This window comes from Lysobacter enzymogenes (assembly GCF_017355525.1).
In the GTDB taxonomy this organism is placed as follows: domain Bacteria; phylum Pseudomonadota; class Gammaproteobacteria; order Xanthomonadales; family Xanthomonadaceae; genus Lysobacter; species Lysobacter enzymogenes_C.
In genome coordinates, this window is sequence record NZ_CP067395.1 from 2,557,883 (window position 1) to 2,572,054 (window position 14,172).

Annotated in this window: 11 protein-coding genes; 2 read left to right on the plus strand and 9 right to left on the minus strand. The window is 72.0% G+C overall.

Annotated elements, in window-relative coordinates:
- Positions 1 to 240: 240 nt before the first annotated feature.
- The 8 genes from JHW38_RS10600 to JHW38_RS10635 all read right to left on the minus strand — a co-directional run bounded on the left by JHW38_RS10600 (position 241) and on the right by JHW38_RS10635 (position 11,027).
- Positions 241 to 1,386 carry a hypothetical protein gene (locus JHW38_RS10600; RefSeq protein WP_207525866.1) on the minus strand — a complete coding sequence of 382 codons (1,146 nt, stop codon included), beginning with the start codon at positions 1,384 to 1,386 and terminating at the stop codon, positions 241 to 243.
- Positions 1,387 to 1,468: 82 nt separating this feature from the next.
- On the minus strand, positions 1,469 to 2,188 hold the full coding sequence (gene tsaB / locus JHW38_RS10605; protein ID WP_207525867.1) for a tRNA (adenosine(37)-N6)-threonylcarbamoyltransferase complex dimerization subunit type 1 TsaB: 720 nt from the start codon (positions 2,186 to 2,188) through the stop codon (positions 1,469 to 1,471).
- 228 nt (positions 2,189 to 2,416) lie between these two features.
- Positions 2,417 to 2,827 (minus strand): VOC family protein, encoded by a 411-nt coding sequence (locus JHW38_RS10610; RefSeq protein ID WP_207525868.1) that lies wholly within the window; start codon positions 2,825 to 2,827, stop codon positions 2,417 to 2,419.
- A 27-nt stretch (positions 2,828 to 2,854) separates the two neighbouring features.
- Positions 2,855 to 4,978: an ATP-dependent DNA helicase gene (locus JHW38_RS10615; protein WP_207525869.1), complete on the minus strand. Its 2,124-nt coding sequence runs from the start codon at positions 4,976 to 4,978 to the stop codon at positions 2,855 to 2,857.
- A 7-nt stretch (positions 4,979 to 4,985) separates the two neighbouring features.
- On the minus strand, positions 4,986 to 5,597 hold the full coding sequence (locus JHW38_RS10620; RefSeq protein ID WP_207525870.1) for a hypothetical protein: 612 nt from the start codon (positions 5,595 to 5,597) through the stop codon (positions 4,986 to 4,988).
- Positions 5,598 to 5,600: 3 nt separating this feature from the next.
- Positions 5,601 to 8,000, minus strand: a complete 2,400-nt coding sequence (gene mrcB, locus JHW38_RS10625) for a penicillin-binding protein 1B (protein WP_428995298.1) — start codon at positions 7,998 to 8,000, stop codon at positions 5,601 to 5,603.
- A gap of 310 nt (positions 8,001 to 8,310) precedes the next feature.
- Entirely contained in the window at positions 8,311 to 9,246 is a 936-nt protein-coding gene (locus JHW38_RS10630) for a glycosyltransferase family 2 protein (RefSeq protein WP_207525871.1), read from the minus strand.
- A gap of 158 nt (positions 9,247 to 9,404) precedes the next feature.
- The gene (locus JHW38_RS10635) at positions 9,405 to 11,027 is read right to left on the minus strand and encodes a hypothetical protein (RefSeq protein WP_207525872.1); all 1,623 of its coding nucleotides are present in this window, start codon (positions 11,025 to 11,027) and stop codon (positions 9,405 to 9,407) included.
- Between the two features lie 227 nt (positions 11,028 to 11,254).
- Here JHW38_RS10635 and JHW38_RS25930 point away from each other — a divergent pair, with 227 nt between their 5' ends.
- Entirely contained in the window at positions 11,255 to 11,446 is a 192-nt protein-coding gene (locus JHW38_RS25930) for a DUF6053 domain-containing protein (protein WP_428995299.1), read from the plus strand.
- On the opposite strand, the gene JHW38_RS10640 is transcribed toward JHW38_RS25930, so the two are convergent.
- Positions 11,374 to 13,455: a RelA/SpoT family protein gene (locus tag JHW38_RS10640; protein ID WP_242691383.1), complete on the minus strand. Its 2,082-nt coding sequence runs from the start codon at positions 13,453 to 13,455 to the stop codon at positions 11,374 to 11,376. The two genes, JHW38_RS25930 and JHW38_RS10640, sit on opposite strands and share 73 nt — an antisense overlap.
- A gap of 176 nt (positions 13,456 to 13,631) precedes the next feature.
- On the opposite strand from JHW38_RS10640, the gene JHW38_RS10645 reads away from it, so the two are divergent.
- Positions 13,632 to 14,150, plus strand: a complete 519-nt coding sequence (locus JHW38_RS10645; protein WP_207525874.1) for a hypothetical protein — start codon at positions 13,632 to 13,634, stop codon at positions 14,148 to 14,150.
- The last annotated feature ends 22 nt before the right edge of the window (positions 14,151 to 14,172 follow it).

Genomic DNA, 14,172 nt, shown 5'->3' on the forward strand with positions numbered 1-14,172 from the left:
CGGACGGTTCGAGTCGCAAGCGGATGCGATCCGTCGCGCGACGCAACGCACAGCGCGAACTGTGCGTTGCGACGCGTATACGGATAACGGCGATCGATGCGCGCGAGTGCGCGCGATGGCGTGCGCTCGCGCGAATCCGCACGAACGTACGCGCGCTACCGCGCATGCGGCGATGGTCGGAACGATGGCGTAGCGCGGATCCGCCGGCGCGGCGGTTTCACCCGCGCCGGCGTGGCGACGTCACTTCGCGCTCAGCGCCGGACCCGGATGGCGCTCGACCAGCTTCCACGGCACCAGCGACCACTCCGGGTATTCGCAAGCGCGCGCGACCCGGGCGAAGTACGGGCCGAGGTAGAGGCCTTGCGGGGTCAGGTACCAGATCGAGGTGCCCCAGACGCCGGGATCGGAGTAGTCGCAACCCTCGTCGTCCTTGGGCTTGGCCATGTCGTCCGGATGCAGCCCGGTCAGCGTCTTGATCGTCCACGGCGCCAGCGTCGACTCGCGATATTCCTGCAAGCGCTTGTAGCCGGGACTGTCGTAATCGCCGTTGCCCGCGCTGCGCGGCGGCTGGCCTTTGCCGAGCCACAGCACATCCTCCAGCGCCAGTTCGCGGCCGCTGCGCAGGTCGATGGTCAACGGCGAATCGCCGAAGTCCGGATGCGCGCCGCCGCAGTAGTAGCTGCTCATCAGACTCAGGCTGAGGAAGCGGCGGTCGAGCAGGCGCGGGGTGACGGTCTGCTCGAACTCACTGTTCGGCGCGGACAGGCAGCCCAGGGCATCGACCACCGAGCGCCACAAGCGGCGGTTCAGGATTTCGTTGACGCGCGCGCGGGCCGGCGCGTCGGCGCCGGATTCGAGCGTGAACAACTCCATGCCGGTGCGCGGCTCGCGCCACCATTGCAGGCGCTGGCCCTGGAACTGCTGGGTCTTGGTCTTCTTCAGGCTCAGTTCGCCGACGCGCAGCGCGTCGAACGCGGACGCGTCGTCGCCGATGCGGCGATAGCGCTCGCCGTCGCTGCCGGCGCGCAGCGCTTTCAGGTCCACGCGCTGCAGGCGCACCGGCAGGCTGCGCTTGCCCGCGCTCCACTGCCCTTGCAGCGCGCCGTCTTTCTCGCTCAGTTCCCAGCGTTCGCTGACGGCGTCGTCGCGGCTGCGCACTTCCAGGTGCAGGCCCTTGCCGTCGCGCTTGCCTTGCAGTTCCAGGTCGTGCAGATGCTTGAAATAGAAGTATTGGCCGTAGACCTCGGCGCCCTCGCCTTCATTCAATTGCACCGCCACCGGCAGCGTGCCGACGGTGCCGCGCCAGACTTCGGGCTGCGCGGATGCGAAGGCCGGCAGCGCCAAGGCGGCGCAACACGACAGCAGGAACGGGCGCAGGGTTTTCATGGTTCGTCCTTGAGCGGGGGATTGGACGGGAGCCGTCGGTCGCAGGCGTGGCGGTAAACCACCGGCCGCGGACGGCGATGCGTTACGAGGAGCGCGCGCGCAGCGCGACCTGTTCGGCGATGGTCAGGGCGACGTTGTTGCGCAGGTACGCCGGCTCGATGCGTTCGGGCGCGACGGTCTCGCCGCGCGCGTACGCGGCCGCGGCCAGGCGCGCGAGATCGGCGGCGTGCGGCAGCGCGTCGGCGTCGATCGCGGCGAAGCGCGCGCCCAGGCGCTGGCGCAGGGCGCCGTCGGTAGCGGCGAAACCGGTGCCGACGCCGAACCAGCCGTCGCCGTCGCCGGGCAGTTGCGCCGCATCCGGCGCGAGCACGGCTTCGCGGTCGAGCGCGTGCGGCTCGCCGTCGCGCAGTTCGTAGGCGGCGGTGTAGACCTCGCCCATGCGCGCGTCGATCGCGCTGAGCACGCGCTGCGGCGCGGCGCCGGCGGCCGGCGGCTGCGCGCGCAAGGCCAGCACCGCCAGGGTCGAGACCGGGATCACGGGTACATCGAGCGCCAGCGCGACGCCCTGGGCCAGGGCGATGGCCAGGCGCACGCCGGTGAACGCGCCGGGGCCGCGGCTCAGGGCCACGGCGTCGAGCTCGCGCCGCTTCACTCCGGCCTCGGCCAGCAGTTGTTCGGCCCACGGCAGCGACAGTTCGGCGTGACGGCGCGGCGCCAGTTCGAAGCGCTCGCGCACGTCGCCGTCGAGCCACAGGGCGACGGAGCAGGCTTCGGTGGAGGTTTCGAAGGCGAGGAGTTTCATCGGGCGATTATCGCGCGGATGGGCGTGGGTGGCGTGATTGGGGCGGTGGGCGGGGCTTGTTCGTGTCGTCGTTCCCGCGGAAGCGGGCTCCGCTTTACTGCTGAGCCGAACATCGAAATCGCGGCGTTCTCGCACGAAAAGCCCTGGATTCCCGCTTTCGCGGGAATGACGGTAGGGAGGGTCGCCGAAAATCGGAGGAACGACGGCATCGCCCTTTGAGCAGCCGCCTCAGTACCCCGCCGCCGGCTCCCACAGTTCCAGCAAGCCGCCTTCCGGATCCAGCGCATAGCCGAACTTGCCCTGCTCGGACTCCTCGTACCGGTCCAGCACCTGGCAGCCTTCCTCGCGCAGCCCCTGCAGCGTCGCCTGCAGATCGTCCACGCGCAGGTTCAGCATGTAGGGCTTGTCGCTGGGCTTGAAGTACTCGCTGTCCTCGCCGAACGGCGCCCATACCGTGACCGCGTCGCTGCCGGTGTCGGCGCGGCGCCAGCGCAGCAGCGCGCCGCCCCAGCCCTGCACGTCCAGGTCGAGATGGCGCTGGTACCACTGCGCCAGCGCGGCCGGGTCGCGCGCCTTGAAGAACACTCCGCCCAATCCGTGCACGCGCGGCTTGCGCGCCGCCGGTTCCTGTTCGCTCATGGCCTGCCCCTCCAGCGTCGACCGCATTCAGCGGTAGTAGTAGTCCTCGCCGTCGCGCGCGGACGAGGCCGATTCTAGGGCCAAGGGACGGCCGGCGAAGAAGTCGGCGACGTCCTCGACCCGGCGGCTGCGCGGCAGCGGCGGCAGCGAGTCCAGGAAGGTGCGGCCGTAGCTCTTGCTGTGCAGGCGCGGGTCGCACAGCACCAGCACGCCGCGATCGCTTTCGCTGCGGATCAGCCGGCCGGCGCCCTGCTTCAGCGCGATCACCGCCTGCGGCAGCTGTTCGTCGCGGAACGGGTTGCCGCCGCGGCGGCGGATCGCGTCCAGGCGCGCCTCGAACACCGGGTCGTCGGGCGCGGCGAACGGCAGCTTGTCGATGACCACCACGCTCAGCGCCTCGCCGGCCACGTCCACGCCCTCGCGGAAACTCGCCGCGCCGAGCAGCACGCCGTTGCCGGACGCGCGGAAGCGCTCCAGCAGCACGTGCCGCGGCGCCTCGCCCTGGACGAACAGCGGCCACGGCCCGTCCTTGAGCAGTTCGGCGGTCTCGCGCAGCGCGCGGTGCGAGGCGAACAGCACGAAGGCGCGGCCGCCGGAGGCTTCCAGCACCGGCCGCAGGCGTTCGACCATGGCCTCGTTGTAATGGCGCACGACCGGATCGGGCAGCCCTTGCGGCAGATACATCAAGGCTTGCGTGGCCCAGTCGAACGGGCTCGGCGCGAGCAAGGTCTTCGGCTCGAACAGGCCGAGCTTGCGCGCGTAGTGCTGGAAATTGCCGCCGACGGTCAGCGTGGCCGAGGTGAACACCCAGGCCGCGCGCGAACGTTCGCGGTGCGCGGCCAGCGGCCCGGCCACGTCGAGCGGGGTGCGGCTGAGGCGGAAACCGCGCGCGGTCAGCTCGTACCACAGCACGCTGCCGTCGCGGCCTTCCGGCGGCGTCTGCGCTTCGGCGGCTTCCTGCGCGGCGGCGAACGCGTCCTGGTTCTCGGCCTCGGCCGGAATCTCCTCGCGCCGCGGCGGCGAGAAATCGTCGTCTTCCTCGGGCTCCGGCGGCGGACGCGGCACCGGCGCGCCGCGCCAGCGGGCGAGCCGTTCGATGAACTCCGCCGCGCGCGCGTGGCAGCTGTCGAAGCCCGGCGCGGCGCCGCGCAGCGGTTCCAGCGCGTCGCGCAGATTGGCCAGCGCCGCTTCCAGGTTGTCGAACGCGTCCTCGACCGCCGGCACTTCGCCGGCGCGGCGGCGGGTGCCGCGCACCGGCAGTTCGTCCATCGCCGTGCGCAGCACGCGCACCGAATGCTCCAGGTCGCGCGCCGGCACCTGCAGGCTCGCCAGCGCGCCGGTCACGCTCTTGCATTCGGCCAGCGCGTCGCGCGCCAGTTCCACCAGCGGCCGCGCGCTGATCGCCTCGCCGAAGAACTGCGCGGCCAGCTCGGGCAGCTGGTGCGCCTCGTCGATCACGAACGCCTGCGCGCCCGGCAGGATTTCGCCGAAGCCTTCCTGCTTCAGCGCCAGATCGGCGAGCAGCAGATGATGGTTGACCACCACCACGTCGGCCGCCTGCGCGCGCTGGCGCGCCTGGACCACGAAGCAGTCGGCGTAGAACGGGCATTCGCTGCCGAGGCAGTTCTCCGCGGTCGAGGTCACCATCGGCAGCAGCGGCGATTCTTCCGGCAGCGCTTCGAGTTCGGCCAAGTCACCCAGGCGGGTGCGCCCGGACCAGGCGACGATGCGCTGGAACTGCGCGGCCAGATCGCGCGAGGAGAACTTCGGCTCGCCCTTGGCCTGCTCCACGCGATAGCGGCACAGATAATTCGCGCGGCCCTTCAGCAGCGCGGTCTTCAAGCCCACGCCGAGCGCATCGCGCACCCGCGGCAGGTCGCGGTGATAGAGCTGGTCCTGCAGCGCGCGGGTGCCGGTGGAGACGATGGTCTTCAGCCCCGACAGCAGCGCCGGCACCAGATAGGCGAAGGTCTTGCCGGTGCCGGTGCCGGCCTCGGCCAGCAGGGTCTCGCGGCTTTCGAACGCGTCGGCGATCGCCGCGGTCAGATCCTGCTGGGCCGGCCGCGGGGCGAAGGTTTCGAGCTTGCGCGCGATCTCGCCGCCGTCGCTCAGCGCGGCCCGACTGGCGACGCCGAGGCGACTGGGATCCATCGGCGTGTCAGTACCTGGCGGGCGCGGCGACGGTGCAGACCGCGATCTTGTCCTGCGCCTGCTTGCGCGACTTGATCAGGCCGTCGCGTTGCGGCACCAGCGCGTCGTAATGGTCCTGGCGCTGGGCCAGCTTCATCGCCGCGTTGACGCCGTCGAGCTTGCCCTGGCGCGCCTGGGCGATCGCCGCCCAATGCCGGCGGCACAGCGGGCCGACCTGCGAGCCGCCGTCGAAGGCCTTCTGCGCGTAACGCTCGGCATCGTCGAGGCGATGCAGCAGCAGCGCCGCTTCGGCGCGCTCCTGCAACAGCGCCGGGTCGTCGGCGTTGATCTGCAAGGCCTGATCGAGCGCGGCCGCGGCGTCGGCGTACTTGCGCGCCTTGACCAAGGCATCGGCCTTCTGGCGCAGGTCTTCGACCTGGGTGTCGCGCAGCGGCTGCACATCGAGCTCGCGCGCGGCGGCGCCGGCGGCGCGCACCTGGGCGACCGCGGCTTCGCCGTTGAAGTTGGCTTCGGCCAGCGCCGCAGGCTGCGGCGGCGCGACCGAGCAGGCCGCGGCGAGCGCGGCCAGGGTCGCCAGGGCGGCGCCGCGATACGCGGCGCGCGGGGGAATGCGGATCATCGATTACTGCTCCGGGGACGGGGGAGTGGGCGCCGGCTCGCGCGCAGGCTCGTCCTTGTCCTTGCCGATGCCGAACCATTCGCGCCAGCCGCCGCCGCTGGATTCCTCGGCTTCCGGCTGCGGCGCCGGACACGGCGCGTACTGCGGCGCGAAGCCGGCGACGAACGGGAACCGGCGCGCGCCGGCGCAGGCCGCGTCGGTGCTGTTGCTGCCGATCACCGGCTGCCAGTCGATGCCCTTGTCGGTGACCTGCAGCGGCGCGGTCGGCAGGCGCGAGAAGATCGCCGACCACACCCGCATCGCGCCGGTGGCGCCGTACAGGCCGGTGGTCTGGTTCTGGTCGTTGCCGACCCAGATCACCGCCAGATGATCGCCGGTCCAGCCGGCGAACCAGCTGTCGCGGCCGTCGTTGCTGGTGCCGGTCTTGCCGGCCGGCTGCAGCTTGCCCAGGCCGTCGCCGATCAGCTGGCGGCCGGTGCCGTTGGTGACCGCCTGCTGCAGGGCGATGGTGATCAGGCGCGCGGCGATCGCGTCGCCTTCCTGCGCCGGCGCGGGTTCCTTGTCGTAGCGCTTGACCGCCTTGCCCTGCGCGTCGAGCACGCCGCGCACCGCGTGCAGCGGCTGCACTTCGCCGCCGGAGGCGAGGAACTGGTACAGCTGGGCCATCGCGTACGGGCTTTGGTCGACCGCGCCGAGGATCAGCGAGGGATTGTTCGGCGCCTGGATGCCGGCGAGCTTCTGGGTCAGTTCGCCGATCGCTTCGGGCGAGACCTGCATGCCGACGCGCACGGTGGCCTGGTTGTACGACATCGCCAGCGCATCGACCATGCGCACCAGGCCGTGGCTGCGGCCGTCGGAATTGCCGGGGTTCCAGTTGCGGCCGCGGCCGAGCTTGACCGTCACCGGCGAATCGTCGATCCAGGTCGACAGGTTGAACTCGCTCGGCCGCGCCAGCGCCAGCAGGTACACGAACGGCTTGAGCAGCGAGCCGACCGGACGCTGCGCCTCGACCGCGCGGTTGAAGCCCGGCTGGGTGAATTCGCGGCTGCCGACCACGGCGACCACTTCGCCGTTGTGCACGTCGGTGACCACCAGCCCGGCCTGCAGCGGCGGGCGGCGCTTGTTGTCCAGGCTCTTGAGCGTGCGCGCGACCGCGCCTTCGGCCTGCGCCTGCGCGGCCGGCGACATGCCGCTCATCACGCTCAGGCCGGCGCCGGCCAGCGCATCGGCCGGATAGTCGCGGGCGAGCTGGCGGCGGATCAGGTCGACGTACGCGGGGAAGCGGTTGGCGGCGATGTTGCCGGGGTTCTGGGTGATTTCCAGCGGCGTCTTGACCGCGCGGTCGTGTTCTTCCTGCTTGATCAGCCCGGTTTCGAGCATCTCGCCGAGGACGAAATTGCGCCGGCCCAGCGCGCGCTCGGGATTGCGCCGCGGGTCGTAGTACGACGGGCCGCGGACGATGCCGATCAACAGCGCGATCTGCTCGGTGTTGAGGTCGCGCAGATCGCGCCCGAACCAGAACTCCGACGCGGCGGCGACGCCGTGGATGGCCTGCGAGCCGCGCTGGCCGAGGTAGACCTGGTTGAAGTACGCCTCCAGGATCGTGCGCTTGTCGTAGCGCGCCTCGATCAGCAGTGCGTAGATGATCTCCTTGCCCTTGCGGGTCAGGGTCTGTTCCTGGCCGATCCCGAGCAGGCCGCTGCGCGCGAGCTGCTGGGTCAGGGTGCTGGCGCCCTGCTTGGCGCGGCCGGCGGCGACGTTCTTGAACGCGGCGCGGGCCATGCCCGACAGGTCGATGCCGAAGTGGTGGTTGAAGTCGCGGTCTTCGACCGCCTGCAAACCGGTGACCAGCAACTCGGGCACTTCCTCGATCCGCACCAGCCGCCGTTCTTCCTGCTTCTGGCCGTACAGCGTGGCGATGCGCGCCGGGTCCAGCCGCGCCACGCGCAGCGCTTTCTTGCTGGTCAGGTCGCGCACCGCGGCGACGCGGCCGCCGGATACGCTGACTTCGATCCGGCGCGGCTGCACCGGCCCGTCGACGTCGTTGAAGCCGCGGCTGGCGATGGTGAAGCGGCCGCCGTCGCGGGCGTAGGTGCCCGGGCGCTCGCCGCCGTCCTCGCGGTACGACGCGGCATCGAGTTCGGTCTTCAGCGTGGCCGCGTCGAGCGCCGCGCCGGGCGCGACTTCGAGCGGACGCGCGTAGACCCGGGTCGGGATCTGCCACTGCAGCTGGCCGAAGCGTTCGCCGACTTCGTGGTTGAGATAGAGCGTGTACGGGATCAGGAAACCGAGGCCGAGACCGCCGGCGGCCAGGGTCCAGGTCACCAGCCGGCGACGCCAGCCCGGCCCGGCCTGCCCGTCGTTGTCGTCGTGCTCGTCTTCGTCGTAATCGATTCGGGCCACGGAGATGCTGTGCGTTGAGTCGCGGGCAAGTCTAGCGCAGGCGTCCGGGAGGCGCGCCGGCGGTGCCCTGGGTGGAGGTTGGAGAATCCGACCCCGCGATTGGGCATTGGTTCAGGCCGGGCGACCGGATCGGCAAAGTTTTGCGGGCGGGGTTCGGGGTTGCGCGCCGGCTGCGGCCGGCTGCGGCCGGCTTCGACGCAGGCGCGGTGTCGCGGTCGCAGCTACAAGAACTCCGGCCGGCTCCGTATCCGACTGTAGGAGCTGCGCAAGCTGCGACCGCGACACCGCGCCAACGACGCAACCTGCGCCCTCACCCACGCGGCGGCATCGGCCCCAACCGCCCGGCGATGCCGTCGCGCAAGCCGCTCAGCATCGCCCGCAGATAGCCCAGCCGCGGTCTCAGGAACACCGCGGTGCCGACGAACTTCAGCACCAGCCGCGGCAGGTCCTGCGCGGTCCAGCGCGCCGGCACCTCGGCGCGGCGGTACAGCAGCACGCGGTTGCGCATCATGTAGTACAGCCGGGTCGGGCTGTGCACCACGGTCTTGTACGCCGGCAGCAGGGCGCTGATCGCGACCAGGTCGCCGATGCGGTGCTGCATGTGCGCGTCGCAGACGCCGTACAGCTTGTAGCCGCGGTATTTGGCGCGCGAGCTCCATTCGATGTCGACGTTGTCGATGAACAAACCCTCGTCCATGCCGCCGACCGCGTCGAGCGCGTCCAGCGGCAGCAGGCTGCCCGAGGTGATCAGGAAGTCGCAGTCCACCGTCTGCCCCGGCCCGCCGAACAGCTTGCGGTTCAGCGGAAACGCGATGCGCACGAACGGCGCGACCGCGCCGGTGCGCTGGTCGCGGAACTGCGGGCCGACCGCGGCGACCGGGCCCTGCGCCTGCAATTCGCGCAGGCTGCGCTGCAAGGTCGCGACCATGCCGGCGCCGACCAGGCTGTCCTGGTCCATCAGCAGGATCTGCGCGAACCCGGCCTCGCGCGCGAGCCGCGCGGCATGGTTGATCGCGCTGCCGAGGCCGACGTTGCGTTCGCTGCGCAGCACCTGCACGCCCTGCGCGCGCAGTTCGTCGAACAAGGCCGCGACTTCGGCGCCGGGGCTGGCGTTGTCGAAGATCAGCACCCGGCCGACCTGCGGCCGCACCGCGGCGACGACGGCGCGCAGCAGCTCGATCTGCGGGTGATAGGTGACGATCGCCGCGCACACGTCGGCGCAGGCGGGGACGGCGGAGTCGCTCATGTCAGCGCGGCTCCGCGGCGCGGGTGCGCGGGAGGGGCGGGCTGGGGATTCGGGAGGTGGGGCGGTCGGGCATGGGCGGCATTATCGCCCAGGTGTGCGGATCGGGTCTGGCAAGCGGCCGGCAGGCTGAGCGAACGGCGTATCGCCGGACCCCGCCCTCAGTTGCTCGCCGCCCCCGCCGCCTGCACCCGCGCCGCCAGTTCGGCCAGCCCGGGCGCGTTGGCGTCGAGCGAACGCGCCGCCTGCAACGCGGCGCGCGCGGCGCGCAGTTCGCCGGCGCCGAGGCGCTCGCTGCCGACGCCGATCCAGCGCTGCGCCAGCCGCGCCGAGGCGTCGCGCACGGCGACGCCGCCGCCTTCGAGCGCGCGCCGCGCGTCCAGGCATTCGCCGGCGCGCGACAGCCGGTTGCCGCCGAGTTCGCGTTCGAAGCAGCGCTTGGCCGCCGGCAGCAGGCGCGCGGCGGCGGCGCGCACCGCCGGGTCCTGCGGCGCGATCGCCTGGGCCGCGCGCAGTTTGTCGTAAGCGCTGTCGCCGGGCGGGGTCAGCAGGTCGCCGCGCTGTTCGGCGGCGGCGGCTTCGGCCAGCAGCCGCTGCAGCGATTGGCGCCGATGGCCCGGGCCTTCCTGATCGAAGCGTTTGCGCGATTCGCGCGCGCGGTCCAGATGCTGGTGCGCCAGCGCCACCGCCGGCGCGGCCGGGGCGAGCTCGCGCGCCAGATCGAGTTCGGCCTCGGCGTCGGCGAAACGGAAATCCGCGGCCAACCGTTCGCTGCGTTCCGCATGCGCCGCGGCCACGGCGGTCAATCCCTCGCGCGCCGCGGCATCGTCGGCGCGCACCGCGAGCAGATCGCGATACGCCTCCGCGGCCAGATCCAGACGCTGCCGGCGCAGCGCCTGCGCCGCTTCGCCGCGGCGCCGCTCGACCCGCAATTCGAGCAAGGTCAGGCTGTCGGGCAGGTCGGCGTGGCCGGGGTCGGCCTGCTGGGCGCGGGCGATGCCCTGCGCGCCGCGCACCAGTTCGCCGCGCTCCAGCGCCTGGCGCGCCTGTTGCAGCAGTTCGGCGAGGGTGTCGTCGCGGCCTTCCAGCGCGTCGTTGCGCTGCGGTTGCAGCTCCAGCACGCGCAGGTACAGCGGCAGCGCCGCGTCGGGCGCGCCGTCCAGGCGGCCTTGCTCGCGCGCGCCGGCGGCGGCGGCGACCATCCGGTCGAGCCCGGCATGCGCGGCTTCGCGCTGGCGCAGCAGTTGCGCCAGCGGTTCGACCTTGGCCCGCGGCATGGCCAGGTCGCGCGCCAGTTCGATGCGCTGGCGGGCGAATTCGAAATGGCTGCCGTCGATGGCCTGGCGCGCCTGCTGCAAGGCCATCGCGCCGGTGCGGGTGAGGCCGTCGCGGGCGTCGCTGCGGTCGGGGTCGACCGCCAGCGCGGCTTCGTAGAGTTCGCGCGCGCCGCGGCCGTCGGGCGAACTCAGCCGGCCTTCGGACAGGGCCTGCGCGGCCTGGTCGCGCAGGCGTTGCAGGCGAGTTTCCGGCCACACCCATTCCGACAGCGGCTGGCGCCACAGCGCCAGCGCGGCGAACACCGCGACGACGGCCAGGATCAGGGCGGCGCGCGGCCAATGGCGGGCGAGCCAGTCGCGCGCGCCGGCGCTTTCGGTTTCGGGCGGGCGGCGCCGCGCGGCGGCGTCGAAATCCAGTTCGGTCCAGTCGCCCGCGGCCGGTTCGATGCGCGCGCCGCCCGGCGGGGCGGCGGCGAGATCGGGGCTGGCGGGCGGGCGCGGATTCACGGCGCACAGGATAGCGCTGCGCGGATGACGATCGCGATTGCGTCGAGGTTGCGCGCGGCGGCGGCAGTTGGGGCGGACGACGGTGGAGGCGTGCGGTTCTTGTGCGGTGGCGGTCGGTGGGTTCGGCTTCGTCGGAGCCGGAAGCGTCGGGCCTGAAGGCCGTCCCACACGGGTGTTCGCCTCAGCTCAGGCAGGGTTCGGCGCGTGGACGGCGCGAGGGGATTCGTGTGGGAGGGACTTCAGCCCCGACGCCTTTCGCTCGGTACGCGGCGACCGGCAACAAAAGCGTCGGGACTGAAGTCCCGCCACAACAGCCCAAGCATCGGAACCCAAGCCGTTCCACCGCTTACTTGCGCTGCGCGTACTCCACCCCGGGCAGCGACGACAGCTTGCCGAGCAGGTTCGACAACTGGCCGTAGTCGCCCACGCGCAGGCGGAAGCGCAGCCGCACCTGCGAGCCGTTGCGCTCGACGTCGCTGCGGATGCTCAGCACGTGCGCATTGCCCTGGGCGATGACGTTGGTGACTTCCTTGAGCAGCCACTTGCGGTCCAGCGCCAGCACTTCGATGTCGACTTCGTAGCTGGAGCCCTTGCGCCCCCACTCCACCGGCAGCACCCGCTGCGGCTGGGCCGCGGCCAGGCGCTCGAACGCGGCGCAGCCGGGGCGGTGCACGCTGACGCCGCGGCCGCGGGTCAGGTAGCCGACGATCGGCTCGCCCGGCAGCGGCTGGCAGCAGCGCGCCAGTTGCACCAGCAGGTTGCCGACGCCTTCGACGGTGAAGTCGGTGGCCTTGCCGGGCGGCTTGCGCGAAGACACCGCGAGCACGCTCGACGCCGCCGCCGGCGCGGCCGGCGCCGCGCTGGCGCGCTCGTGCTCCAGCAGCGCGCGGCCGACCTGATGCGGGCCCAGGTAACCCAGCGCCACCTGCACGTACAGATCGCCGTCGCTGGCCAGGCTGAAGCGCTCCAGCACCGGCGCCAGTTCCGCGCCGAGCAGGCCGAGCCGGCGCAGTTCCTTGTCCAGCAGTTCGCGCCCGGCCGCCTCGTTGCGCGAGCGGTCGAGCTTGTGGAACCAGGTGCGGACCTTTTCGCGCGAACGGTTGCTGGCGAGGAAGCCGTTCGCCGCGACCAACCAGTCGCGGCGCGGCTCGCCGGTCTTCGCGGTCAGGATCTCGACCCGGTCGCCGCTGCGCAGCTTGTGGTCGAGCGGCACGATCCGCCCGTCGACCTTGGCGCCGCGGCAGCGGTGGCCGACCTCGGTATGCACGTGGTAGGCGAAATCCAGCGGCGTCGCGCCGGCCGGCAGGTCGATCACCTCGCCCTTGGGCGTGAGCACGTAGACGCGGTCCTCGACCAGCTCGGTGTCGAGTTCGCCGGCCAGCGCCTCGTCGCCGCCGCCCTCGGTCTTGGTGTCGAGCAGGCGCCGCATCCAGGCGATCTTGCGGTCGAACGCGGCGTCGGCGCTGTGGCTGCCGACCTCCTTGTACTTCCAGTGCGCGGCCACGCCGAGTTCGGCCTGGCGGTGCATCTCGACGGTGCGGATCTGCACTTCCAGGGTCTTGCCTTCCGGCCCGACCACGGCGGTGTGCAGCGAGCGGTAGTCGTTGCGCTTGGGCCGGGCGATGTAGTCGTCGAACTCGCTCGGGATCGGCGTCCACTGCGCGTGGACCACGCCGAGCGCGGCGTAGCACGCGCCCAGGTCGTCGACCATGACCCGCACCGCGCGCAGGTCGTAGAGCTCGCCGATCGGCACGTCCTTGCGCTGCATCTTCTTCCAGATGCTGTAGATGTGCTTGGGCCGGCCGGCGATCTCGGCGCGCACGCCCTGCGCGGCCATCGCCTCGCGCAGCACGTGCTTGACGTGCTCGATGTAGCGCTCGCGGTCGACGCGCTTTTCGTCGAGCAGGCGCGCGATCTTCTGGTAGGTCTGCGGCTCCAGGTGGCGGAACGCGAGGTCTTCGAGTTCCCACTTGAGCTGCCAGATGCCGAGCCGGTTGGCCAGCGGCGCGTGGATGTCGCGGGTCAGCGCGGCCAGTTCGCGCCGGGTCGCCGGCGCCAGGCGGTCGGCGTGGCGCAGCCGCGCCAGCTGCCGCGCCAGCAGGATCGGCACCACCCGCAGGTCGCGCACGATCGCCAGCAGCAGCCGGCGCAGGCCTTCGCTGCCGGATTGCCGGCCGGGTTCGGCGTGCAGCGCCCACACCTGTTCGGCGGCGCGCTGGCCGTCGAGCAGCGCGGCGACCAGTGGATGCTCGCGCTCCCAGCCCGGGCCCAGCGCCGCGGCCCAGCCCGGGTAGGCGTGCAGCAGCGCCGCGGCGACGGTGTCGCCGTCGGCGCCGAGCATCGCCAGCGCGTCGAGGGTGGCGGCGACCACCGGCGGCGGGTCGAGCGCGCCCTCGCCGGCTTGCGCCGCGGCGGCGGCGCCGTGCATCGCGGCGCGCAGCGGCGCGGACAGGGCCGACGCCGCGGGCAGGGCCAGGACGTCGGACAGGGGCGGTTCGGGCGGTTCGGCGGAAGCGTTCACTGCGGGGGGAGTGGAGAAGCGGGAGGAGCTAGCGTCTACACTAGCGAGCATCCGTCCCGAGTAACAGCCGAGGAACCGTACGAATGTCCGCAATCGCCCCCACCGCGTCACGCCGCTTCGCCCTCGCCCCGCTGCTGCTCGCCCTGGCCGCCTGTCTGGCCGCGCCGGCCGCGCTGGCGCAGCAGAAGATCGAACAGCAGATGAGCGCCGAGCAGTTCAAGAATTCCGGCCTGACCAAGCTCAGCGACCAGGAGCTGGCCAACCTGAACGCCTGGCTCAACCGCACCCTCGACACCGAAACCGCCAAGGCCGCCGACAAGGCCAAGAGCGAAACCGCGCACGAGCGCCGCGGCTTCTTCGAAAAGAGCCCGGCCAAGGAGCCGGTGGTGGCGCGCATGAGCGGCCGTTTCGAAGGCTTCTCGCGCGGCATGACCTTCGTCCTCGACAACGGCCAGGAATGGCGCCAGGACGACAACGCCGACCTGCCGGGCGTGAACCTGGACTCGCCGCAGGTGCGCATCGCCCCGAGCATCATCGGCAACGCCTGGTACCTGTCGGTGCAGGGCTACAACACCCGCGCCAAGGTGGTCCGGGTCAAGTGATTCCCCGCGCCCCGCCGCACGG

Bases quoted from the DNA above. Each gene is read 5' to 3' on its own strand.
- JHW38_RS10645 (WP_207525874.1), top strand. From the start codon at position 13,632: ATGTCCGCAATCGCCCCCACCGCGTCACGCCGCTTCGCCCTCGCCCCG.
- JHW38_RS10615 (WP_207525869.1), bottom strand. From the start codon at position 4,978: ATGGATCCCAGTCGCCTCGGCGTCGCCAGTCGGGCCGCGCTGAGCGAC.
- JHW38_RS10640 (WP_242691383.1), bottom strand. From the start codon at position 13,455: ATGCACGGCGCCGCCGCCGCGGCGCAAGCCGGCGAGGGCGCGCTCGAC.
- JHW38_RS10610 (WP_207525868.1), bottom strand. From the start codon at position 2,827: ATGAGCGAACAGGAACCGGCGGCGCGCAAGCCGCGCGTGCACGGATTG.
- JHW38_RS10630 (WP_207525871.1), bottom strand. From the start codon at position 9,246: ATGAGCGACTCCGCCGTCCCCGCCTGCGCCGACGTGTGCGCGGCGATC.
- JHW38_RS10620 (WP_207525870.1), bottom strand. From the start codon at position 5,597: ATGATCCGCATTCCCCCGCGCGCCGCGTATCGCGGCGCCGCCCTGGCG.
- tsaB (WP_207525867.1), bottom strand. From the start codon at position 2,188: ATGAAACTCCTCGCCTTCGAAACCTCCACCGAAGCCTGCTCCGTCGCC.
- JHW38_RS10600 (WP_207525866.1), bottom strand. From the start codon at position 1,386: ATGAAAACCCTGCGCCCGTTCCTGCTGTCGTGTTGCGCCGCCTTGGCG.